18 protein-coding genes, 1 tRNA gene and 1 pseudogene are annotated in these 23,018 nt (G+C 66.9%); 7 read left to right on the forward strand and 13 right to left on the reverse strand.

From position 1 onward, the window contains the following. Nucleotides 1–309 precede the first annotated feature (309 nt). Nucleotides 310–1,380 carry a selenide, water dikinase SelD gene (selD, locus tag ACFJGT_RS06640; protein WP_377847103.1) on the forward strand — a complete coding sequence of 357 codons (1,071 nt, stop codon included), beginning with the start codon at nucleotides 310–312 and terminating at the stop codon, nucleotides 1,378–1,380. Between the two features lie 6 nt (nucleotides 1,381–1,386). On the opposite strand, the gene ACFJGT_RS06645 is transcribed toward selD, so the two are convergent. The 10 genes and pseudogenes from ACFJGT_RS06645 to ACFJGT_RS06690 form a co-directional block, all read right to left on the reverse strand. Continuing rightward, complete coding sequence (locus ACFJGT_RS06645; RefSeq protein WP_199091510.1) at nucleotides 1,387–1,770, reverse strand: hypothetical protein; 384 nt, start codon at nucleotides 1,768–1,770, stop codon at nucleotides 1,387–1,389. A 76-nt stretch (nucleotides 1,771–1,846) separates the two neighbouring features. Continuing rightward, a tRNA-Sec gene (locus ACFJGT_RS06650) sits at nucleotides 1,847–1,942 on the reverse strand. A gap of 105 nt (nucleotides 1,943–2,047) precedes the next feature. Then, a pseudogene (gene selB, locus ACFJGT_RS06655) lies at nucleotides 2,048–3,862 on the reverse strand (selenocysteine-specific translation elongation factor); the annotation flags it as partial. Then, nucleotides 3,859–4,608, reverse strand: coding sequence for a tetratricopeptide repeat protein (locus tag ACFJGT_RS06660; RefSeq protein ID WP_377847106.1), 750 nt, complete (start codon nucleotides 4,606–4,608; stop codon nucleotides 3,859–3,861). The pseudogene selB and the gene ACFJGT_RS06660, both read right to left, overlap by 4 nt. Beyond that, nucleotides 4,595–6,001 carry an L-seryl-tRNA(Sec) selenium transferase gene (gene selA, locus ACFJGT_RS06665; protein WP_377847108.1) on the reverse strand — a complete coding sequence of 469 codons (1,407 nt, stop codon included), beginning with the start codon at nucleotides 5,999–6,001 and terminating at the stop codon, nucleotides 4,595–4,597. The genes ACFJGT_RS06660 and selA overlap by 14 nt, the downstream gene beginning before the upstream one ends. A 25-nt stretch (nucleotides 6,002–6,026) precedes the next feature. Further along, entirely contained in the window at nucleotides 6,027–6,947 is a 921-nt protein-coding gene (fdhE, locus tag ACFJGT_RS06670) for a formate dehydrogenase accessory protein FdhE (RefSeq protein WP_377847111.1), read from the reverse strand. 66 nt (nucleotides 6,948–7,013) lie between these two features. Beyond that, on the reverse strand, nucleotides 7,014–7,709 hold the full coding sequence (locus ACFJGT_RS06675; RefSeq protein WP_377847113.1) for a formate dehydrogenase subunit gamma: 696 nt from the start codon (nucleotides 7,707–7,709) through the stop codon (nucleotides 7,014–7,016). Continuing rightward, a complete protein-coding gene (fdxH, locus tag ACFJGT_RS06680; RefSeq protein WP_377847115.1) occupies nucleotides 7,693–8,613 on the reverse strand; it encodes a formate dehydrogenase subunit beta in 921 nt (306 codons plus the stop codon). Before fdxH ends, ACFJGT_RS06675 begins: the two co-directional genes overlap by 17 nt. A 10-nt stretch (nucleotides 8,614–8,623) precedes the next feature. Next, nucleotides 8,624–11,707 carry a formate dehydrogenase-N subunit alpha gene (fdnG, locus tag ACFJGT_RS06685; RefSeq protein ID WP_377847117.1) on the reverse strand — a complete coding sequence of 1,028 codons (3,084 nt, stop codon included), beginning with the start codon at nucleotides 11,705–11,707 and terminating at the stop codon, nucleotides 8,624–8,626. Nucleotides 11,708–11,739: 32 nt separating this feature from the next. Further along, nucleotides 11,740–13,041, reverse strand: a complete 1,302-nt coding sequence (locus tag ACFJGT_RS06690; RefSeq protein ID WP_377848937.1) for a LacI family DNA-binding transcriptional regulator — start codon at nucleotides 13,039–13,041, stop codon at nucleotides 11,740–11,742. A gap of 90 nt (nucleotides 13,042–13,131) precedes the next feature. Between ACFJGT_RS06690 and ACFJGT_RS06695 the strand changes: the two genes are divergently transcribed. From ACFJGT_RS06695 to ACFJGT_RS06720, 6 genes are all read left to right on the forward strand, one after another. Then, entirely contained in the window at nucleotides 13,132–14,409 is a 1,278-nt protein-coding gene (locus ACFJGT_RS06695; protein ID WP_377847119.1) for an ABC transporter substrate-binding protein, read from the forward strand. A 5-nt stretch (nucleotides 14,410–14,414) separates the two neighbouring features. Further along, nucleotides 14,415–15,437 (forward strand): carbohydrate ABC transporter permease, encoded by a 1,023-nt coding sequence (locus ACFJGT_RS06700; RefSeq protein WP_377847122.1) that lies wholly within the window; start codon nucleotides 14,415–14,417, stop codon nucleotides 15,435–15,437. Continuing rightward, nucleotides 15,434–16,486: a carbohydrate ABC transporter permease gene (locus tag ACFJGT_RS06705; RefSeq protein WP_377847124.1), complete on the forward strand. Its 1,053-nt coding sequence runs from the start codon at nucleotides 15,434–15,436 to the stop codon at nucleotides 16,484–16,486. Before ACFJGT_RS06700 ends, ACFJGT_RS06705 begins: the two co-directional genes overlap by 4 nt. Beyond that, complete coding sequence (locus ACFJGT_RS06710) at nucleotides 16,486–17,550, forward strand: ABC transporter ATP-binding protein (RefSeq protein ID WP_377847126.1); 1,065 nt, start codon at nucleotides 16,486–16,488, stop codon at nucleotides 17,548–17,550. Before ACFJGT_RS06705 ends, ACFJGT_RS06710 begins: the two co-directional genes overlap by 1 nt. Nucleotides 17,551–17,740: 190 nt before the next feature. After that, complete coding sequence (locus ACFJGT_RS06715; protein WP_377847128.1) at nucleotides 17,741–18,751, forward strand: hypothetical protein; 1,011 nt, start codon at nucleotides 17,741–17,743, stop codon at nucleotides 18,749–18,751. Beyond that, a complete protein-coding gene (locus ACFJGT_RS06720) occupies nucleotides 18,672–20,033 on the forward strand; it encodes a TIM-barrel domain-containing protein (protein ID WP_377848938.1) in 1,362 nt (453 codons plus the stop codon). The genes ACFJGT_RS06715 and ACFJGT_RS06720 overlap by 80 nt, the downstream gene beginning before the upstream one ends. Nucleotides 20,034–20,052: 19 nt before the next feature. Here ACFJGT_RS06720 and ACFJGT_RS06725 read toward each other — a convergent pair whose 3' ends face one another. From ACFJGT_RS06725 to ACFJGT_RS06735, 3 genes are all read right to left on the reverse strand, one after another. After that, entirely contained in the window at nucleotides 20,053–21,333 is a 1,281-nt protein-coding gene (locus ACFJGT_RS06725) for a TRAP transporter large permease (RefSeq protein WP_377847130.1), read from the reverse strand. Beyond that, nucleotides 21,330–21,899 carry a TRAP transporter small permease gene (locus tag ACFJGT_RS06730; RefSeq protein WP_377847133.1) on the reverse strand — a complete coding sequence of 190 codons (570 nt, stop codon included), beginning with the start codon at nucleotides 21,897–21,899 and terminating at the stop codon, nucleotides 21,330–21,332. The genes ACFJGT_RS06725 and ACFJGT_RS06730 overlap by 4 nt, the downstream gene beginning before the upstream one ends. Before the next feature lie 100 nt (nucleotides 21,900–21,999). Next, nucleotides 22,000–23,013, reverse strand: coding sequence for a TRAP transporter substrate-binding protein (locus ACFJGT_RS06735; RefSeq protein WP_377847135.1), 1,014 nt, complete (start codon nucleotides 23,011–23,013; stop codon nucleotides 22,000–22,002). Nucleotides 23,014–23,018: the final 5 nt, after the last annotated feature.

Raw genomic sequence — 23,018 nt, forward strand, 5'->3', positions numbered from 1 at the left:
CGAGCATGACATAGCGGTCCTTGCGGCCCGATGTCGGCGACCTGAGGTTGGCGATCTCCGAGACCCGCAGGGCGCAGCCACAGGCATGCTCGGCGCCGCCCGGTTCTTCAGGCTCCGCGCATGAGCAAGCCACAGTATCCGCCAAAGGAAGCGTTGACGCCGCCGGGCGATGCGGAAACGATGTGTCATGCTTGCTGCTGTGGCTCCCGCGTGCCGGGGCGCTGATCGGCCGGGACCGCGACGCGTCCGCGCGAAGGCCGGCGCTTTGCCGCAGCGCTGCCAAACCTCGATGTCCCGGAGCTTCCGACGATGAACCAGACGAGCCCGCTCGCGGCGCCGGCACAGCCGCTGCGCCTGACCAGCCTGGCCCATGGCGGCGGCTGCGGCTGCAAGCTGGCGCCGGCCGTGCTCCAGCAATTGCTGGCCGGGCATCCGGCGGCCGGCCCCTATAGCCAGCTCCTCGTCGGCACCGAGACCGGCGACGATGCCGCTGTCTGGCAGGTCGACGACAACACCTGCGTCGTCGCGACCACCGATTTCTTCATGCCGGTGGTCGACGATCCCCGCGATTTCGGCCGCATCGCCGCGACCAACGCGATCTCCGACGTCTATGCCATGGGCGGCAGGCCCATCATGGCGCTCGCGATCCTCGGCATGCCGCTCGACAAATTGCCGATCGAGGTCACCCGCGAGATTCTGAAGGGCGGCGCCTCGATCTGCGCCGAGGCCGGCATCCCGGTTGCCGGCGGCCATTCGATCGATGCGCCCGAGCCGATCTACGGGCTTGCGGTCATCGGCCTGCTTAAGCCCGCGAACCTGCGCCGCAACAGCGGTGCCAAGGCCGGCGACGCGCTGATCCTGACCAAGGCGCTGGGCGTCGGCATCTACTCGGCCGCGTTCAAGAAAGGCGAACTCTCCGCAGAGGCCTATGACGAGATGATCGCCTCGACGACGCTGCTGAACCGCGTCGGAGCGGATCTGGCGGAGGATGCGGCCGTCCATGCGATCACGGATGTCACCGGCTTCGGCATCCTCGGCCATGGGCTGGAGATGGCGCGGGGCTCCGGCGTCACGCTGAAGCTCCGGCTGTCCGATCTGCCGTTCCTGTCGCGGGCCGAACGCCTGGCGCAGGAGGGCAGGGTGACCGGAGCGTCGCATCGCAACTGGGCGAGCTATGGCGAGGGCGCCGTGCTGCCCGCGGGCCTGCCGGACTGGCAGCGCCATCTGCTCACCGACCCGCAGACCTCGGGCGGCCTGCTGGTCTCCTGCGCGGCCGAGCGCGCCGATGCCGTGCTCGCGCAGATCAAGGGAGCAGGTTACCCGGCGGCGCGGATCGTCGGTTCCGTCGAGGCCGGGCCGGCGCAGGTCGTCATCGGCTGATCGGCCTCAGCGCGCTTCCTGAACCTCGAGGTTCCGGCCCCAGACATCGAAGAAGGCTCCCTTGTTGAGGGTGAGCCGATCCTCGCGCAAGGCGGCCTCCAGCTCGCGCAGGCGGTTGCGTGCCAGATCGTCCGGTACGAGCCCGCCATCGTTGTCGCGGGTCGGGAAGAAGGCGGCGCCGTCCCAGTTCACGCCGGCGCCGCGCAGCATCAGCACGATATCGCCCCAGTCGATCTCGTCGCCGACGACATGGACGAAGGTCGAGCGCAGCGGCTCGACCTTCGGCTCGGCGATCTTCACCAGCACGATCAGCGCCGTGAACGGGCCCTTGCGGAAGAGCTTGCCGAGCCAGCGGTCGAAATCGGTGCCCAGGCCTCTAGATGGCGGCATACGACGGACCGGGCAGGGTGCTGGCGGTGAAGGCGAGGGGAGCGCTATCCACGTCCGTCATGACCCCTCAGTGAACTGGCGGAAGAGAATGGGAGTCGAACCCACCAGAGACCGTCTGACGGCCCCTCCCGGATTTGAAGTCCGGACGCCCCACCGGGGACGTTTCTCCTCCATCGCTCAAGCCGGGCGGCGGGCCGAACAGGTCGAGCCGCCGCCGGTTGATGCGTCTCAGGTCGCCGCGGCGGATGGTGACGCCGTGGCGATCGAAGAACTCGAGAATCTGGATAGCGACCTTTCGGCCATTGTCGAGCCTGTCGCGGAACTGGGCCGCATTGAAGCCGTCAGGATGCAGCCCGGCAAGCTCGGCCGCGATGCCGACCATCTCGGCGAGCGTGCTGCGCAGGAAGAAATGGTCGAGCGCGACCTCGTGGACATCGCCGCGCCGGCCGGTGAGCCGCAGCAGGCGCCGGACCTCCTCCTCGGGCCGCCCGAGAAACTGGCCGATATCGCGCACGCGGGGCGGGCGGAAGCGCTCGCTATCGGCGATCCGCGGCCTGATCCGCTCCCAGAAGGCCTCGTCATCCGGCGAAAGCCGGGCCTCGTGGCCGGGCCGCCGGAGCCATGACCCGGCCGGCACCAGCACGCCGTCCTCCGCGAGCCGGGCGAGCGCCTGCCGGAACAGGGGCGCGGGCCATCGCGGTGCGATGGCGAAGCGCAGGCGCTCCAGCCCCATGCCCGGCAGGTCCGGATGCTCGGCATGGAAAGCGTCGAGCCGTGTGATGGCGGCTTGTGCCAGCGCCTGCCAATGCAGGGGGAGCATCGCGAGCGGGCCGACCCTGACGAGGCCGAGATGATGCGTCAGCTCTCCCTCCGCAGCGGAACCGAGCGCGCGGTCGCGAACGAAGCCGGCCAGATCGGCGTTATGTGGCGGTGCCGACAGCAGGCCGCGCAGGGCCTCCGCGGGATCGGGCAGGCCGAGCGCGGCGAGCTGTGCCAGGCGCTCCGGGCTGCGGCGCCGGCGTTCCGGCGCGCGCAGGTCGAGAAAGCGTCCCCCACCGATCGTGCGCGAGGCGCTGGTGTCGCGCAGCACGAAGCGGTCGAGCGCGGCCGCGGCAAGCGGCTCGTCGAGCACGAGCTGGATCAGCCCGTTCGTGCCAGGCGCGGTCTCGTCGCCCAGCAGCACGATGCGCGCGCCGATCTCGGCAGCGGCATGGTGCAACCGGGCCGGCTGCCACATCGTCAGCGGCTTCTCCCCGGGCAGGAGGGTTACTTCAGCGTCGATCCGCATCGTCGGGGCATGGAGCGCTGGCGTCAACACCATGTCGCCGTGCCGGATGGCGTCCTTCGTGATACCGGGACCGGCGAGATTGAGCGCACAGCGCTCGCCGGCCAGGCCGCGCTCGGCCGGGCGGTTCTGGGCATGGATCGAGCGCACCCGCGCCGGCTGCCCGCTCGGCGAAACGGCGACGCTGTCCCCCACGCTGACGCTGCCGGACAGGACGGTTCCCGTCACCACAGTCCCGGCGCCCTGCAGGGTGAAGCAACGGTCGACCGCGAGCCGGAAGGCGCCGTCGCCTTGCCGCGCCTGGGCTTCGCGGGCCCGCGCCGCGAGCCGCTCGGCGAGCGCCGGCAAGCCTTCTCCGGTCAGGGTCGAGACCGGGAGCATCGGCGCCTTGGCGAAGGGGCCTGACGCCAGCAGCGCCGCGATCTCGTTCTCGACCGCCTCGATCCGGTCAGCCTCGACCAGATCGGCCTTGGTGATCGCGACGACGGCCTCGCCGATGCCGAGCAGCCGGGCGATCGCGACATGCTCGCGCGTCTGGGGCATCACGCCGTCATCGGCCGCGACGACCAGCAGCAGCAGATCGATCCCGGCGGCGCCGGCCAGCATCGTGTGCACGAATTTCTCATGGCCGGGCACGTCGATGAAGCCGACCACCGAGCCGTCTGCCTGGAGCCAGTAGGCGAAGCCGAGGGCGATCGAGATGCCGCGCGCCTTCTCCTCCTTGAGGCGATCGGTATCGACTCCGGTCAGGCGCCGGACCAGCGAGGTCTTGCCATGGTCGATATGGCCGGCGGTGCCGATGATCATGGCGCAGTCTCTGCGGGAGAGACGGCCGCGCGCGCGGCCTTGATGAAGGGCGCCGCGAGCGGGCTGGCCTTGCTTTCGGCCGCGAGCAGCAGCGCCAGCGCGCGCTCCGCGTCAGCGGGCACGCCCTGGCCGAGCAGGGTCGCGGCGCCGAGCATGGCCTCGGAATCCGGATCGCCGGCCGCCATGCCGCGCTGCCACCATTGCGCGGCCAGGCTGGCGTCGCGCCCAACGCCGAGCGCATCGTGATGCATCATGCCGAGCCGGGTCATGCTGGTGGCGATGCCGGCCTCGGCCGCGGCCTGCGCCCAACGCAACGCCTCGGCCCGGTCCGAAACGTCCCCGCCTTCCAGCAGCATCCAGGAGAGCATGTCCTGCGCGGGAGCATCGTACTGTTCGGCGGCCAGTCGATAGAGCCGCATCGCCTCGGCATCGCTCTGCGCGACGCCTTCGCCCTTGAAATGCAGGGCGGCCAGATTGCGCTGTCCGACCGGATCGCCGCTCTCGGCGGCCAGTGTCAGCCAGCGCAGCGCCAGGGCAGGATCGCGCTCGACGCCGAGCCCCTCGGCGAAACAGGCGCCGATATTGTTCTGCGCCCGCCCGATGCCGGCATGGGCGAGCGGCCCCCAGAGCGCGAGGGCAGCAACGTGGTCACCGCGCTCGACCGCTGCCGTGGCTTGCGCCATCGTCGCGGCGACGTCGCTATCGGCGGTCCGATCCCGGCCGATCAGGCGCTCAAGCCAGCGCATCGAGCGGCTCGGGTTTCAGGGCATCGAGCTGTGCGACGAACAGCGCCTCATCCTCCAGGCAGCGCAGGTCGAAGACGAGCGTGCCCTGTGCTATCCGCCCGATCACAGGCACCGGAACGGCACGAAAAGCCGCCGCCAATTTTTCGACGGCGGAACCCGCAGCCTTGCCGGCCGGCCGCAGCGCGAGCCCGGCGCTCGGCAAAGTCTCCAGGGGCAGCGCGCCCGAGCCGATCTGGCTCGCGCAATCGATGGCCTCCACGGTCCAGTCGGTGCCGATCGCGGCGGCCACTTTGGGCTGAAGACGCTCGGCCAGCGCGTGCAGCTCTTTTGCCGTTCGCGTGAACAGCCTGAGCGTCGGCAGGCGCTGGGCCAATCGGTCGGGATCGCGATAGAGCCGCAGCGTCGCTTCCAGCGCCGCGAGCCGGAGCTTGTCGAGGCGCAGCGCCCGCTTCAGCGGATTCTTCGCCAGTTTCGCGATCAGGTCCTTGCGACCGGCGACAATGCCGGCCTGCGGGCCGCCGAGCAATTTGTCGCCGGAGAAGGTGACGAGATCGGCGCCGCCCTTCAGGGCATCCTGCACCGTCTTCTCGCGGCGCAGCCCCCAGCGCGAGAGGTCGATCAGCGTGCCCGAGCCGAGATCGTCGACGAAGGGCAGGTCGTGCTGGCGCGCGAGCTTGGCGAGTTCGGCCGGCTCGACCTCGGCCGTGAAGCCCTGCACCACGTAATTCGAGGTGTGGACCTTCATCAGCAGGCCGGTTTCAGGTCCGATCGCCTCGGCATAGTCCTTGAGATGCGTGCGGTTGGTGGTGCCGACCTCGCGCAGGGTCGCGCCGGCACGCGCCATGATATCCGGCATGCGGAAGGCGCCGCCGATCTCGATCAATTCGCCGCGCGAGACGATGGCCTCGCGGTCCTTGGCCAGCGTGTTGAGCACGAGCAGAACGGCCGAAGCGTTGTTGTTGACGAGGATTGCGTCCTCCGCGCCGGTCAATTCCCTGACGAGGCCGCGGACATGCGCGTCGCGCTCGCCGCGTTGCCCGGCCTCGATCTCGTATTCGAGATTGGTCGGCGCGCGCATGGCCGCGACCACGGCCTCGATCGCCTCCTCGGCCAGGAGCGCGCGGCCGAGATTGGTGTGCAGCACCGTGCCGGTCAGGTTGATCACCGGTCGCTGCGAGGGGCGGTTCTGCTCCTCAAGCCGGTTCAGGGCCATCCGGCCCACCTGCTCGGCCGAGGCAGCGGTTGGCCCACCGCCGGCCCGCAGCCGCTCGATCACATGCCGGATGGTACCCGTCGTAGCCGCCCGGCCATGCTGCGCGATCGCGAGCTCGCCTGCGGGACTGCGCAGCACGGTATCGACCGATGGCGGGCGGAAGCGTTCCGGCTTGTTCATCAGGCTCCCTCCGGGAGACGCTTGATCAGTATCCGAGCAGGAATGGATTCACCCCCGCCCTATGCCAGCCGGCCTCGGTCACCAGCAGATCGAGCCCGAGGCTCGCGACATCGTCCGCCACCGGCTCCAGCTCCGGCGCCTTGCGGCGATTCAGGATCTTCACATAGGTCCGGCACTCGTCACAGGTCTCGGCCTTGATCGTGTCGGCGATGCCCTCGATCTCCTGATAGGCGATGCCCTTGGTCGAGCCGCAGGAGACGCATTTCACCCGGACATGGTTCCATTGTGCCGCGCAGAGCGAGCACTGGACATAGCGCACGCCCTCGACATTGAGGTCGGCGACGACCGCGCTCGCGACCGGCGGCCCGCCGCAGCAGGGGCAGACACCGTCTGCGACCGGCTGGGGCAGGGCAGGGTCGAGCCGGGCGCTGCGCCCGGCCGCGACGACCTGTAGGGCGGCGGCGGCGAAGATGTGCTCGGCGACCGCCTCGACGGGCACCGCGTCGGCCAGCACCGCGGTGAACATCGCCTGCCGCGCCTCCGGTTGGGCTGAGACGGCCCGTGCGAGGGCGGCCCGGGCAAGGTCCGGCATCGCCACGCCGGCCAGCAGCTCCGCGAGGCGATCGAAAGCATCCGATACCGCCGGGGCACCGGCCAGCTCCTCGCGCGGCAGCACCGGCATGGCGTTGACCGCACGCAACCGCAGTTCAGCGGGAGGAGGCATGCCGGGCGTGCCGATTGCCGCCACCAGCGTCGCCTGAGCCCGGCTCAATCCCGCGAGAAAGGTGAGATAGGCCTCGAGCTGGTGCCCCGGCGCGAGCGCAGCGAACCGCTCAGCCCGCCGGGCAAAGAGCGTCGCAGGCTCCGGCAGGCGCATGAAAGGCGGCTTGTCGCGTTCCGGCGTGCCGACATCCTCGAAGGTCGCCAGGTCCTGATCGTCACTCATTCAGCGTCCTCTCGAACCGCACGGGTCACGGGAGGCGGAGCGGCGGGTGCCGCCCCGCAGTCGAACTCATTCGGCCGGGCCGGGGCTGTGGCGGCGCGGCGGCGTCTGGCGCTCGTCGATCACGCCTTCCCGCGCCTCCTGCCGCAGCCAGAGCCGGTGGTGGCGGAAGGCCCAGCCGCCCGTCACCTTGCCCTCGGTCATGGCGCTGATCGTGCCACGGACATAGAAGCCGGCATAGATATGGACGATGACGACGAGCAGCATCGCGATCGCCGCCAGCGCATGGATGATATGGCCGAAGCGCTGCTGCTCGATGGTGAAGCTCGCGCCGAAATACTCGTACCAGATCACGATGCCCGTCCCGAACAGGACGATGATCAGGAGCGTCATCAGCCAGAAGACGATTTTCTGCGCGCCGTTATACTTGCCGATCTCGGGCAGGTTCTCCTCGCGGCCCGACATCACCTCGCCGATATGGCCCATCCATTTGGTGTCGGCCTTCGTCCAGAAATTGTATTTGACCATCTGGACGAACAGGATCGCGAAGCTCGCGAGCAGGACGACGCCGATCCAGGGGTGCAACGCGCGCGTATTGGAGCCGCCGCCGAACAGGCTCGACAGGAAGAACAGCGCCGGGTGGAACAGCGCGGCCCCGCTCAACGTGAGCAGGATCAGCGAGATCGCGGTGACCCAGTGATTGACGCGCACGCGGCCGGGATAGCGGTCGACGGTCGTGCGCTCCTCTTCACGTCTTACGGCCACGGGCTGCCTCCTCGTCGATCAGATGCTCGGCCTCGCGGTCTTCGGCGCGGCTGACATCGTTGCGTCGGGCGATCGTCGCATGGACGAAGGCGAAGGCGGCGGCGAAACCGACGGCCGCCATGCCGGCATATTTGGTCAGGCCCTTCCACAGCTCGACGACCTGGCTGATCCGCGGGTTGTTCGGCAGGTTGGCATAGAGCTGCGGCTTGTCGGCGTGATGCAGGACATACATCACATGCGTGCCCCCGACGCCGGGCGGGTCGTAGATGCCGGCATTCTTGAAGCCGCGCGACTTCAGGTCGGTGATGCGGCCATTGGCATGGTCGAGCATCGCCTTCTTGGTGCCGAACACGATCGCGCCGGTCGGGCAGGCCTTGGCGCAGGCCGGCGCCTGGCCGACCGAGACCCGGTCAGAGCACAGCGTGCACTTATAGGCCTTGTGGTCGGCCTGGCTGATGCGCGGGATGTTGAAGGGGCAGCCCTTCACGCAGTAGCCGCAGCCGATGCAGTTCTCCGAGACGAAATCGACGATGCCGTTATTGTACTGCACGATCGCGCCGGGGGAGGGGCAGGCCTTGAGGCAGCCCGGATCGGCGCAATGCATGCAGCCATCCTTGCGGATCAGCCATTCGAGATTGCCGCTCTCCGGGTTCTCCCATTCGGTGAACCGCATCAGCGTCCAGGTGTTCTCCGTCAGGTCGTGCGGGTTGTCGTAGACGCCCCGGTTGATCCCGACTTCCTCGCGCAGGTTGTTCCATTCCAGGCAGGCCGCCTGGCATGCCTTGCAACCGATGCACTTGGAGACGTCGATGAGCTTCGCCACCTCGAAATCGTGGCGGACATCCGGCGGCCTGAAGGTGGTCGCCGAGATGCGGACGAAGTCCTGACTTTGCAATCCAGCCATTGCTTCCTCCCTAGCTCGTCGCCGGACCGTTGGACGGCTCGACATTCACCAGGAACGCCTTGAACTCGGGCGTATCGGTGTTGGCGTCGCCGACGAACGGGGTGAGGCTGTTGGGGCCGAAGCCCTTCCGTGCCGCACCGGTGAAGCCCCAGTGGAGCGGGATGCCGACCACGTGGACCGTCTTGCCGTCGCAGATCAGCGGCTTGATGCGCTTGGTCACGACCGCCTTGGCAAAGACTGCGCCGCGGGCGGAGGAGACCTTCACCCAGCCACCTTTCTGGATGTTCTTCTCCGCGGCCAGCTGTTCGCTGATCTCGACGAAGAACTCCGGCTGCAGGACCGCATTCACCCAGACATGCTTCGTCCAGAAGTGGAAATGCTCGGTCAGGCGGTAGGAGGTCGCCGCATAGGGGAACTTGTCGGAGTTCCCGAGTGCGGCGAGGTCGTCCTTGAAGATGCGGGCGACCGGATTGCCGCGAATCTTCGGAGCCACGACATTGGCGATCGGGCTTTCGAACGGCTCGTAATGGGCCGGGAAGGGGCCGTCCCGCATCATGCCGCGCGAGAACAGCCGTGCCGATCCCTCCGGGTTCATGATGAACGGCCCGACATCCCGCGGCTTGGCGTTCACCGCGATGTCGGGGACATCGTAGCCGGTCCAGGCCGTGCCGTTCCACTCGATCAGCTTGCGCTTGGGATCCCAGGCCTTGCCGTCGATATCGGCCGAGGCGCGGTTGTAGAGGATGCGCCGGTTGGCCGGCCAGGAGAAGGCCCAGTTCGAGTAGGCGCCGGTATTGCCGGGGTCGCCGGTGTCGCGCCGGGCCATCATGTTGCCCCGCTCGGTCCAGCTGCCGGAATAGATCCAGCAGCCGCAGGCGGTCGAGCCGTCGTCGCGCAACTGGCCGAACGTATCGACCTGCTTGCCCTTCTCCAGCACCACCTTGGTGGGGTCGGCCGGATCGGTGACGGTGGAGACGACGTAGCCGTTGAGCTCCCGGGCGATCTCATCCGGCTGCGGGTCCTGCGGGTCGCGATAGGGCCAGTGCAGGTTGACGATCGGATCGGGGAAGGCGCCGCCTTCCTTGGCGTAGAGCTCGCGCAGACGCAGATGGATCTGCGCCATGATCCAGGCGTCGGTCTTGGCCTCGCCGGGAGGTTCCTGTCCCGGCCAGTGCCATTGCAGCCAGCGGCTGGACGAGACCAGCGAGCCTTCGTCCTCCGCGAAGCAGGTCGTCGGCAGCTCGAAGACCTCGGTCTGGATCGCCTCAGGCCTGACGTCGTTATGGACGCCCTCGTCCTTCCAGAACCGCGATGTCTCCGTCTGCAGCGGATCCATCACCACCAGGAACTTCAGCTTCGACAGCGAGGCCGTGATCTTGCCCCGGTTCGGGGCGGAGAGCAGCGGATTGAAGCCCTGGCAGAAATAGCCGTTGACCTTGCCCTGATGCATCAGGTCGAAGGTCCGCAGCATGTCGTAGCCGGAGACGTCGAGCTTCGGCAGCCACTGATAGGCGAACTCGTTTTCCGCCGTCGCGGCCGGTCCCCACATCGCCTTCAGGAAGCTCACCATGAACTTCCGGTAGTTCTGCCAGTAGCTCATCTGGTTGGGACGCAGCGGTTTGAAGCCGCGCGTCGACATATAGGTCGAGAAATCGACCTCCCGGTCCTTCGGGATCGCCAGATAGCCGGGGATCAGGTCCGACATCAGGCCGATATCGGTCAATCCCTGGATGTTGGAGTGCCCGCGCAGCGCATTCATGCCGCCGCCGCGCACGCCGATATTGCCGAGCAGGAGCTGCAGCATCGCCATCGAGCGGATGTTCTGCGCGCCCTTGGAATGCTGCGTCCAGCCGAGCGCGTACATCGACGTCATCGTCTTGTCGCGCGTCGAGCATTCCGCGATCATCTTGCAGATCGCGAGATACTTGTCCTTCGGCGTGCCGCAGATGCGCTCGACCATCTCCGGCGTATAGACGGCGACGTGCTTCTTCAGGAGCTGGTAGACCGAGCGCGGGTGCTGCAGCGTCTCGTCGACCTGGACATAGCCGTCCGGCCCGAGCTCGTATTCCCAGCTCGAGCGGTCGTAGTCGCGCTTGGCCTCGTCATAGCCGGTGAAGAGGCCGTCCTGATAGTCGAAGCCGTCCTTCACGATATAGGGCGCGTTGGTGAAGGCGCGCACGTAGTCGTGCTGGATCTTGTCGTTGTCGATGCAGTATTTCATCACCCCGAGCAGGAAGGCGATGTCGGTGCCTTGCCGGATCGGCGCATAGAAATCCGCGACCGAGGCCGAGCGCGTGAAGCGCGGGTCGACGACGATCAGCTTGGCGCCACGCTGGGCTTTCGCCTCAGTGACCCATTTGAAGCCGCAAGGATGCGCTTCGGCGGCATTGCCGCCCATGATGATGACGAGGTCGGTGTTCTTGATGTCCGTCCAGGAGTTGGTCATCGCACCGCGACCGAATGTTGGGGCCAGACTGGCCACCGTCGGTCCGTGTCAAACGCGCGCCTGGTTGTCGAACGCCAGTACTCCGAGGCTTCGCATGACCTTGTAGGTCACGAAGGCCGTCTCGTTGGTGGTTGCCGAGGCCGCCAGGAAGCCCGTGGTCAGCCAGCGGTTGACGGTCTGGCCATCCTGGTTCTTGGCGATGAAGTTCTTGTCGCGGTCGTCCTTCATCAATCGCGCGATGCGGTCGAGCGCCTCGTTCCAGCTGATCTGCTTGAACGCCTTCTCGCCCGGGCCGCGATATTGCGGGAATTTCGTACGCGTCTCGGAATGGACGAAGTCGAGCAGGGCAGAGCCCTTCGGGCAGAGCGTGCCGCGATTGGTCGGGTGGTCCGGGTCGCCTTCGATATGGATGACCGCCGGATGGGCGTTCTTCGACTTGTCGCCCAGGCTGTACATGATCACGCCGCAGGCGACGGAGCAGTACGGACAGGTATTTCGTGTTTCCGTGGTGCGCGCCAGCTTGAAGGGCCGCACGGCCTGGGCAAGTGCCTCCTCGGCACCGCCAAACCCAAGCGCGGCGACGGCAGAGCCGGCGACACCCGCACCTGCGGCTTTCAGAAACTGGCGACGCGAGAGCTCATGCAGCATCTCAACCTCCCAGGCGAACGACAAAGCGTTGTTCAATTTGGAATAGTGAAACTCTGGAAGGGGGGCGTCAAGGCGCACGTCCCGTCACCCGGAAGGTGGCTTCTTAGACTTTGGACGTACAATTGTTTCTGCCTGGCAAGGGTTGCGCGACAGCCAGGCTGCGCTGTCGAGGGCTTCGCGAGCGCTGGCCATATCGCGCTTGGCGTGAGCGGCGGCGCCGGATGCCTCAGGTGGGAAGGACCGGTGCCCGGGACCGCGGGAAGCGGTTCATGGGCCACGTCGACATCGGCCACCGCATTGCCGCCCCAGGCCGATGCGAGCTGCGCGACGATATGCCTGCCGAAGCTCTCATAGGGGATGCGGATCGAGGTCAGCCAGGGCGCGATCCAGTGGTTGATCGCATTGCCGTCGATGCCGACGAGGGTGCAGCGCTCGGGGATGGCGATGCCGGCTTCCGTGGCGCGGCGATAGGCTCCATAGGCGATCATGTCGCTGACGCAGAGCGCCCCGTCCGGCCAGCCGAAGCTCTCCTCCAGGCTTTTCGCCGCCGCATAGCCGATCTCGATATGCGACAGGCCGGGCGCGCTGGCCTGCCGGATATCGCCTTCCGGTACGCCGCGCGCGACCAGTCTTTTGACGAAGCCTTCCGCGCGTTCGGCCGTGCTGGAGGCGTTCTGCGTCGCCATCAGCACGGCAGGCCGATGGATGCCGCGCGCTAGCAGGTGGTCGGCGGCATCGGCGCCCGCCTTGCGGTTGTCGATCCCGACATGGGCGCCGCCGCCGAGCGGATTGCGCCGCGCGACGAACACCATCGGGTCGCCGCGCGACAATGCGTCGGCGAGGCCGGCGCTGGCGACGGCGCTGACCATGACGTAGCCGGCGACGAACTGGTCGCGCATCGCCCGCAAATAGTCGTCCTGCAGGTCGGCGCGGTCATGCGTGTCGCAGAGGATCATGACATAGCCGGCGTCGCGCAGCGCCGCTTCGGTCGAGACCGCGATCGCCGCCATCGCCGGATTGTCGAGATTGGGGGCGAGCATCGCGACCACCCGGCTGGCCCGGCGCTTCAGGGCGCGGCCGACGGGATTGGGCCGGTAGCCGAGGCGGACGATCGCCTGCTCGACCCGCGCGATCGTATCCGGGGAGGCCCGTCCGCTCTTGCCGTTGACGATCCGCGAGACGGTCGCGACCGAGACGCCCGTCTCCCGTGCGACCGTCGCCAGCGAAACGCCGCCCTTCGGCGATCTTGCGGGTTTTGCCGTCATGACCCTCCCCAGGGGTAGTGCGCCAACCCGGCGAATCCGAAGCCGGCTAATGCAGCCATGCCGGTTCATCTGCCCGTTGACAAGCAAGGCAATCGTTTGCCTTAGTGATTGTCAAGGCGCTCGATGAGGCGCTGTGATCGGTACAGGGATGGAACGCAGATGCAGGGGAAGCACTGGATTTCCGCGCTCGCGCTGACGGCTGGACTCGCCATGAGCAGCGCGGCCTTCGCCCAGACCACGGTGCGCATCGCCTGGTATTCCGACGGCAACGAGGGCGAGGTCGTTGCCGATCTGCTCAAGCGCTTCGAGGCCCAGAACAAGGACATCAAGGTCGTGCTCGACCAGGTGCCCTACAAGGCGATCACGGAAAACCTGCCGGTGCAGCTCGCCTCGGGGCAGGGGCCGGATATCGCCCGCGTCGTCGATCTCGGCGGCATCGCCCGCTACGCGCTCGATATGCGGCCTTATCTGAAGGATGCCGCCTATTGGGAGAAGAATTTCGGGCCGTTTCTGCCCTGGATGCGCCCCGAGGGCGAAGCCAGCGCGATCACCGGCTTCATGACGCAGCTCACCGTCACCGGCCCCTTCGTGAACAAGACGCTGTTCGAGCAGGCCGGCATCGCCATGCCATCAGCCAAGGCGATCTGGGAGGATTGGGGCAAGGCGGCGAAGGCCGTGGCCGACAAGGTGCAGGCGCCGTTCCCGCTCGCCATGGACCGGTCCGGCCATCGCTTCTTCTCGGTCGCGGTCTCGGAGGGCGCCAAGGTCCTCGACGACAAGGGCGAGCCGGCCGTGATCGACGACGGTTTCAAGCGCGCCGCCAAGCGCGTCTATGACTGGCACAAGAGCGGCGTGATGAAGAAGGAGCTCTGGGGCTCGGTCTCCGGCACCGCCTATCGCGGCGCCAATGACGAGTTCAAGAACGCCCAGGTGGTGATGTACCACTCCGGCTCCTGGCAGATCGCCCAGTTCGACAAGACGGTCGGCGATGCCTTCGACTGGGTCGCGGTTCCCTCGCCCTGCGGCGCCGGTAACTGTTCCGGCATGCCCGGCGGCGCCGGCCTGGTCGCAATCAAAACGACCAAGAGCCCGGAAGCCGTCGCCAAGGTGATGGATTATCTCGCGAGCGAGCCGGTACTGAGCGAGTTCTATGCCCGCTCGCTCTTCGTGCCCGGCCATCTCGGCATCGCCGCCAAGGGGCTCGACTACAAGGATGCGAGCCCGCTGGCCAAGGCCGCGCTCAAGGTCTTCTCCGATCAGGTCGCGGAGCTTTCGCCGGTCGCCTACAAGCTGCAGGGCTATGTCAACAACCGCGTCATCTTCAACGCCGTGATCAGCCGGCTCGGCCAGGCGATCTCGGGCGAGGGCACGCTCGACGAGGCCTATAAGCGCATCGAGGCCGACATCGCCCAGCAGATCGCCGAGCGCAAGAAGTAGGCGCCATGGCCGCCGCCGAGACCAAGCCGCGCCGCGAGGGTGCGGGCGCCGCCGGCCTCCTCGCCGTGCCGCTCGCGCTGCTGATGCGGCTCGTGGACGGCCCGATGGGCGCGCTCCAGCGCCTGATCGGCGAGCGGCGGATGGCCTATGTCTTCATCCTGCCGAACCTCGCCTTTTTCTCGCTCTTCGTCTTCCTGCCGCTGATCATCAACGTGATCTTCTCGGTGACGGGCGGGGCAGGGCTGTTCCCGAGCGAGCGTCCTTTCGTCGGGGCGCAGCAATACGGCTATCTCTTCGATTGCGGCTCCTTCCTCGATCCGTCTTCCTGCCGCGAGGACCATTTCTGGCGCGGCGTGTCCAACACCGCGCGCTTCACCGTCTTCCAGGTCACGGCGATGGTGCTGTTCTCGCTGCTGACCGCGATCGTCCTGAACATGAAGATCCGGGCGCGCGGCTTCTTCCGCGCCGTCTATTTCTTCCCGGTCCTGCTCTCGCCGGTCGTGGTGGCGCTGACCTGGAAATGGATCCTCCAGCGCGACGGCCTGCTCAATGCCGCGATCACCTCGATCGGCGGCGAGCGCATCCTGTTCCTGGTCGATCCGTCATGGGCGATGTTCTGGATCGTCTTCGTCTCGGTCTGGGCCCATATGGGCTTCTACACGCTGATCCTGCTCGCTGGCCTGCAGGCCATTCCGGCCGACCTCTACGAGGCGGCCGAGATGGACGCGACGCCGCGCTGGCGCGTATTCTGGCGCATCACCTTGCCGTTGCTCTGGCCGAACATGATCGTCGTGATCGTGCTGGCCCTGATCAAGGGCGTCCAGACCTTCGACGAGGTCTTCGTCCTGACCGGGGGCGGCCCGGGCACCGCGACGCTGATGATCGTGCACTACATCTATGAGACCGCCTTCGCCAATCAGGTCCAGAATTTCGGGCTGGCGGCGGCAGCCTCCGTCGTGCTCGGCGTGGTGCTGTTCGCGCTGACGCTGGCCCAGCTCGCGGCGAGCCGCCGCAAGGGGGCCGCATGAGCCTCGTGACCAAGCTCGCCACCGCCCGCCGCAAGCCCGGCCGGTGGGATTGGACCGATATCGCGGCCTATGCCTATCTCGCGCTCGGCGTCGTCCTGATGTTCGGGCCGGTCCTTTGGCTCGGCATGTCTTCGTTCAAGACGCAGGCCGGCCTGCTCGAATTCCCGCCCTCGCTCCTGCCGATGTCGCAGAAGGAGGTGGCGGTCCCCGGCCAGTCGCAGAAACTGCCGCTCTTCGAGGTCGAGATGCCGGACGGCTCGAAGCGCGTGCTGGCGCAGGTCCGCCGCATCGGCATTCAGGCCCAGATGGTCGATCCCGAAAAGCCCGGCGAGACGATCCGCGTTCCCATCGACAAGCGCACGCCCGTCCGCGAGTTCAAGCTTGCCACCGAGAACTATACCGAGCCGCTGGAGCGCTTCGCCTTCACGCGCTTCCTCTGGAACTCGGTCTTCGTCACGCTGGTCGCCACGATCATCACGCTGATCATCAACTCGATGGCGGCCTATGCGCTCTCGATCTACGAATTCCGCGGCAAGACGGCGGTGATGCTGATGGTCATCGGCACGCTGATGATCCCGATCACCATCATCCTCGTCCCGGTCTATCTCGTCATCACCAAGCTCGGCCTCGTCAATTCGCTCTGGGCGGTGATCCTGCCGGGCGCCGCGACCCCGACCGGCGTCTTCCTGCTGCGCCAGTACATGCTGACCCTGCCGCGCGACCTGATCGAGGCCGCCCGCATGGACAAGGCCTCGGAATGGCAGATCTACTGGCGCATCGTCATGCCGCTGGCCATGCCGGCGCTGGCCGTGCTGGCGATCTTCTCGATCATGTGGCGCTGGAACGAGTTCCTCTGGCCGCTGGCGGTGCTGACCAAGACGGAATCCTACACGCTCCAGATCGGCCTCAACGCCTTCCAGGGCGAGTTGCAGACGCAGTGGCACTACCTGCTCGCGATGACCGTGGTGACGCTGCTGCCAGTCGCGCTGGTCTTCGTCTTCCTGCAGCGCTTCATCACCACCGGCATCGCCAATACGGGAATGAAATAATGGCCGGCCTGAAACTCTCCGGCGTGCGCAAGGCCTATGGTGCGACGACGGTGCTGCACGGCATCGATCTCGATGTCGCCGATGGCGAATTCGTCGTCTTCGTCGGCCCGTCCGGCTGCGGAAAATCGACGCTGCTGCGCTCGATCGCCGGGCTGGAGGAGATCACCGGCGGCACGATCGCGATCGACGGCAGTGATGCCACGCATCTGCCGGCTTCCGAGCGCGGGCTTGCGATGGTGTTCCAGTCCTATGCGCTCTACCCGCACATGAGCGTGTACGCCAACATGGCCTTCGCGCTGGAGAACATGGGGCTCAAGCGCGACGAGATCGACCGGCGCGTAAAGCGCGCGGCGACGATGCTGCGCCTCACCGACTATCTCGAGCGCAAGCCCAAGGCGCTCTCCGGCGGCCAGCGCCAGCGCGTCGCCATCGGCCGCGCCATCGTGCGCGACCCGAAGATCTTCCTGTTCGACGAGCCGCTCTCGAACCTCGACGCGGAATTGCGCGTCGCCACTCGCAAGGAACTCGCCGCGCTCCATGCCGAGATCGGCGGGACGATGATCTACGTCACCCATGATCAGGTCGAGGCGATGACGCTGGCGGACCGCATCGTCGTGCTTCAGGGTGGCCGGATCGAGCAGATCGGCACGCCGCTGGAACTCTACAACTGCCCCGACAATCTCTTCGTCGCCGGCTTCATCGGCTCGCCGCGTATGAACCTTTTGCCCGGCCGCGTCGCGGCGCCCGGCCGGGTCGCCGTCGGCGAGGAGGGGTACGAGGTCGCCTGCGAGACCGCGAGCCTCGCTGCCAGCGCGCCGGTGACGCTCGGCATCCGTCCGGAGCATCTGGCGCTGGCCGAGACCGGCGGCCTCAAGCTCACCGTCGAGTTGGTCGAGCGGCTGGGCGGTGAGAGCTATCTCTACGGCGCCGCCGCCGGCTTGCCGCAGATCACGCTGCGCCTCGACGGTCAGACACCGCATGAGCGCGGCGCGACCGTCGACCTCGCCTTCCCCCAGGCCCACCTGCACCTGTTCGACGAGGCGGGGAAAGCCGTTCGGGTTTGAAGATGCGCGCCGTCATTCCGGGGCTTCGCGAAGCGAAGAGCCCGGAACCCAGAGCCGATGCCGTCATGGAGAAGGGCCGGGCGGTCCAATCTCCTCCTGAGAGCGCATCGGTTCTGGGTTCCGGGCTCAGGCCTCCGGCCTGCCCCGGAATGACGGCGCGAGTGAAATTTAGGTATTCGGAGACCACCCCATGAAAGCCCTCAGCCAAGGCCGCTATCTCGGCCGCGACGGCGAAGCCGCCCTGTTCGATCTCGGGCTTGGCCATACGCTCGCGGTCCGCATCCTCGAAGGCGATATCGGGCGCGTCACGCTGAAGCCGCAGGACGGCTACCGGCTCGACCGTGGCTGGTCGATTGCGCCCGGCGGGTTGGAGTCGGCCTATGAGGGGCGTCCGCGCGACAGCCTCGACGGTTTCGCCTGTCCGAAGACGGATATCCGCGCCGGCGCCGACAAGGTCGTCATCGCTGCAGGCGGGCTCACCGCCGAGGTCACGCTCTCGCCCTTCGGCATCGCCTGGCGCCGCGATGGCGAAGACAAGCCCTTCCTTCAGGACCGCACCACACAGGCTTATCTGGTTTCGCCGCGCACCGGCGCGCTCGCGCATTTCATGGCGCGCGACTACACCGAGCGCCATTACGGCCTCGGCGACAAGGCCGGACCGCTCGACCGCACCGGCCGCCGCTTCGCCATCGACGCCGTCGATCCCTGCGGCTTCGATGCCGAATTGTCGGACCCGCTCTACAAGATGCTGCCCTTCTTCATCGTCGATGGGCCGGCCGGCGCGCATGGCGTCTATTACGACAACCTCTCGACCGGCAGCGTCGATTTCGGCTGCACGCTCGACAACTATCACGGCCTGTTCCGCTCCTGGAAAGGCGATGACGGCGACCTCGACTATTACGTCATGGCCGGCCCGAGCGTACCGGATGTGGTGCGCCGCTTCTCCTGGCTGACCGGCGGGCAGGCCTTCGCGCCGCTCTGGTCCTTCGGCTTCGGCGTCACCTCGATGGCGATCGCCGATGCGCCGGACGCCGATGCCCGCATCAGCGACTTCATCGGCAAGCTGGAGACGCACCGCATCCCCTGCGAACTCCTTCCATTTCGGCTCGGGCTACACGCAGATCGGCCATCGCCGCTATGCCTTCAACTGGAACCGGGAGAAGTTCCCCGACCCGAAGGCGACGATGCAGCGCTTGAATGATGCGGGCATCTTTACGGTCGCTAATCTCAAGCCCTGCCTGCTCGACGACCATCCGCGTCTGAAGGAAGCCCTCGACGGCGATTTCCTCGTGCGCGATGGCGATAGCGGCAAGCCGGCCGTCGCCCAGTTCTGGGACGGGCTCGGCTTCCATCTCGACTACACCAACCCGAAGGGCCGCGCCTGGTGGCGCGACGGCATCGAGACCGCGCTGCTCGATTACGGCTTCACCACCGTTTGGAACGACAACAACGAATACGAGATCTGGGACGAGGATGCCGTCTGCGACGGCGACGGCCGCCCCTTCCGGCAGGCGCTGGCGCGCCCGGCGCAGCCGCTCTTGATGACCAAGCTCTCTTATGAAGCGCAGGCCGATCGCGAGCCCGGCAAGCGGCAATATGCGATCACGCGCGGCGGCTGCGCCGGCATCTCGCGCTATGCCCAGACCTGGTCCGGCGACAACGAGACCGCCTGGAAGACGCTGCGCTACAACCTGACCCAGGGGCTCAACATGAGCCTCTCGGGCATGTTCTCGATCGGCCACGACGTCGGCGGCTTCCACGGCCCGACGCCGGGCCCCGAGCTCTTCGTGCGCTTCAACGAGTTCTGCTCGCTCTGGCCGCGCATGGTGATGAATTCCTGGAACGACGACGGCGTCGTCAACCTGCCCTGGATGTATCCGGAGATGGTGCCGCAGGTGCGCGAGGCGATCGCGCTGCGCTACCGTTTGATGCCCTATCTCTACACGCTGATGTGGCGCGCCAGCCGCGACGGCACGCCGGCGATCCGCCCGCTGCTTTGGGATTTCCCGCAGGATGCGACGGCTGTGAAGACCGACGACGCCTTCATGCTCGGCCCGGATGTGCTGGTCGCGCCGGTGCTGGAGGAGGGCGCGCGGCAGCGCAGCGCCTACCTGCCGGCTCATGCGGGCGGCTGGTACGATTGGCATACGGGTAAGCATTTCGACGGTGGCGCGGTCGTGACGGTCACAGCCCCGCTCGGCCGCCTGCCGGTCTTCGTCCGCGCCGGCGCGCTGATCCCGCTCGGCAATCCCGAGGGCATCGACGATCTCCGCGAGATCCTCGTCTGCGGCCTCGTCGAGGGTGCGGCCGGCGAACTCTACGAGGATGACGGCGATACCGCCGACTGGCGCGGCACTGGGGCGACCGTGATCCGCTTCCGGGTGAAAAACGGCGAGATCGCGGTCGATCAGGAGGGGGATCGCGATCCGTTCTTCGACCGCATCGCGATCCGCAACATCACGGAGGGAGCGGGGGCGAACTAGCCCCCGCGCGTCGCGCTCCTCAGCGCGACATCATCTGCAGCGGCCACATCACGATCTGCGGGAAGATCACCAGCAGGGCCAGCACGATGAGCTGGGCGACCATGAAGGGCGTCACGCCTTTGATGACGCCGGTCATCGGCACCTTCGCGACGCCGCAGACCACGTTGAGCACGGTGCCGACCGGCGGCGTCACCAGGCCGATCGCGTTGTTCATGATGAACAGCACGCCGAAATAGACCGGATCGATGCCCGCCTGCTTGACCACCGGCATCAGCACCGGGGTCAGGATCAGCACCGTCGGCGTGAAGTCGAGCGCCGTGCCGACGATGAAGACCATCACCATCAGGATGGCCATCAGCAGCATCTTGTTCTCCATGAAGGGCGCGACCATGTCGGCGACCTGCTGGGGAATGTTGGCCGTCGTGATGAGCCAGGCGGAGACGCCGGCGGCCGCGACCAGGAACATGATGACGGCGGTGGTCTCGGCCGCGCGGTACATCAGGCCGAACAGGTCGGGAATCTTGATCTCGCGATAGATGAAGACGCCGACGAAGAGCGAATAGGCGGCGGCGATGACCGCTGCTTCCGTCGGGGTGAACCAGCCGACCTTGAGCCCGCCGATGATGACCACGGGCAGCACCAGCGCCCAGCCGGCATTGCGGGTTTCGACCAGCCGTTCGCGCATGCTTCGCTTGGGCTCGACGCGCGGATTGTCGCGCTTGATGCTCCAGCGCCAGGCCAGCATGATCGCGATGCCCATCATCACGCCCGGCACGATGCCGGCGATGAACAGCTTGGTGATCGAGACGCCACCGGTGACGCCGAAGATGATCATGCCGATCGAGGGCGGGATCACCGGCGCGATGATGCCTCCGCAGGCGATCAGGCCGCAGGAGCGGTTGATGTTGTAGCCGGCATTGCGCATCAGCGGCACAAGCACGGAGGCGAGCGCCGCCGTGTCGGCGACGGCCGAGCCAGAGAGCGAGGCCATGATGACGGCGGCGATGACCGCGACATAGCCGAGGCCGCCGCGGATATGGCCGATCCAGGCCATCGCCATGGTGATGATCCGGCGGGTCATGCCGCCGGCATTCATCAGCTCGCCGGCCAGCATGAAGAAGGGCACGGCCAGCAGCGGGAAGGAATTGGCGCCGTCCCACATGTTCTGGATGATGATCTGCGGGTCGGTGATGCCCATGTAGAGCATCATGGCGAGGCCGCAGCCGATCAGCGCGAAGGCGACCGGCATGCCCAGCGCCATCAGGCCGAGCAGCGACGTGATGAAGACGAAGACGATCACGGCTTGGCTCCTTGCGCCTTCATGTCGCGCTCGGCTTCGAGGCCTTCGGCCATCCCCTCCTCGTGCACGTCGATCAGCTCGTCGTCCGCGACCTGTCCCAGCGCGAGGCGGATCAGGTTCGACAGGCAGATCAGCGCGATCGCGGCGCCGGTGACATAGCTCACGCCATAGACCCAGATCATGCTGAGCTGCGCGACCGGCGAAGCGTTGCCGGCGATGATGTCGTGCTGGAGATAGGTGCCGTAGAAGATGAACAGGGCGCAGATCAGCATGATAACCTGGCTGATCGCCCAGCAGATCTTGCGGCCGAAGATCGGCAGGGCCTGGACCACCATGTCAACGCCGAGATGGCTGCGCCGGTGCAGGCCGATGATGCCGCCCAGAAAGGTCATCCATACGAAGGCGAAGCGCGGGATTTCCTCGGACAGATCGATGCCGGTGTTGAAGAACAGCCGCAGCATCACGTTGCCGAAGACCATGACCAGCATCACGGCCATGCAGATCACGAGGATGACCTCGATCAGGCGGTAGAAACCGTCCGTCGCGGTCTTGAGCAGGCTGGTCATCGGTCACCTCGCCGGCGGCATTGTGAAGGGGATCGCCGGCTCGGCGCCGGTAGGGAAGAAAAAGGCAGCCGACCATGGAGGCCGGCTGCCGTCGCGTGCCTTACTTGGCGGCGCGGGCCTTTTCGATCTCGGCGACGAAGCCGTTCACGAATTCCTCGCCGATCTGGCCCTTGAACTTGTCGACCACGGGCTGGACCTTGGCCTGCACCTTGCGCAGGTCGTCAGCCGAGACTGTGTCGACCGACACGCCGGCCTCCTTGAACTTGGTGATCACGTCGCGGTCGCCCTCGTCGAGCAGCTTGCGCTGCAGCAGGCCGGCCTCGGTCGCGGCCTTCTGGACGCCGGCCTTGTCGGCGTCCGAGAGCGTGTCCCAGAACTTCTTGGAGGCGACGAGCGCGACCGGCGTGTAGACGTGGTTGGTGATGGAGATGTGCTTCTGCACCTCCTGCATCTTGTTCGCCCACATGTGCTGGAGCGGGTTCTCCTGCCCGTCGAGCGCCTTGACCTCGAGCGCGGTGAACACCTCCGAGAAGGCCATCGGCACGGCATTGGCGCCGATCGACTTCCAGGTATCGAGCGCGACGGGGTTCGCCATCACGCGCAGCTTCAGGCCGTTGACGTCCTCGGCCGTCTTCACGGCGCGGCGGCTGTTCGAGAGGTTGCGGAAGCCCATGCCGGTCCAGGTCAGGCCGACGAGACCGCTCGGCTCGATCTTGTCGAAGATTTTCTTGACCGAGGCGCCGTCGAGGACCGCGTAGACCTCCTTCTCGTTCTGGAACAGGAAGGGCAGGTCCCAGACCTGGACTTCCTTCACGCGGGTCGAGAGCGGCGCCAGCGTGCCGATGTAGAATTCCTGCGTGCCGGCCTGCGTCGCCTGCAGCTGCTTCTCGTCGCTGCCGAGCATGGCCGAGTGGAATGCCTGAATCTTGACGTTGCCATTGGTGTAGGTGCCGGCGAGTTCCGCGAACTTGGCGACGGCGGTCGCCTGCGGATGCGTGTCGGGCATCGCGTGGCCGATCTTGGCCTTGACCTCGGCCATGGCCGCCGTCGAACCCAGCAGGGCTGCAGCCAGCGCGGCGATGAAAGCGAAGCGTGTCGGATGGGTCTTTGTCATGATAC

The organism is Allobosea sp. UC22_33, from assembly GCF_042700715.1.
Classification (GTDB): Bacteria; Pseudomonadota; Alphaproteobacteria; order Rhizobiales; family Beijerinckiaceae; genus Allobosea.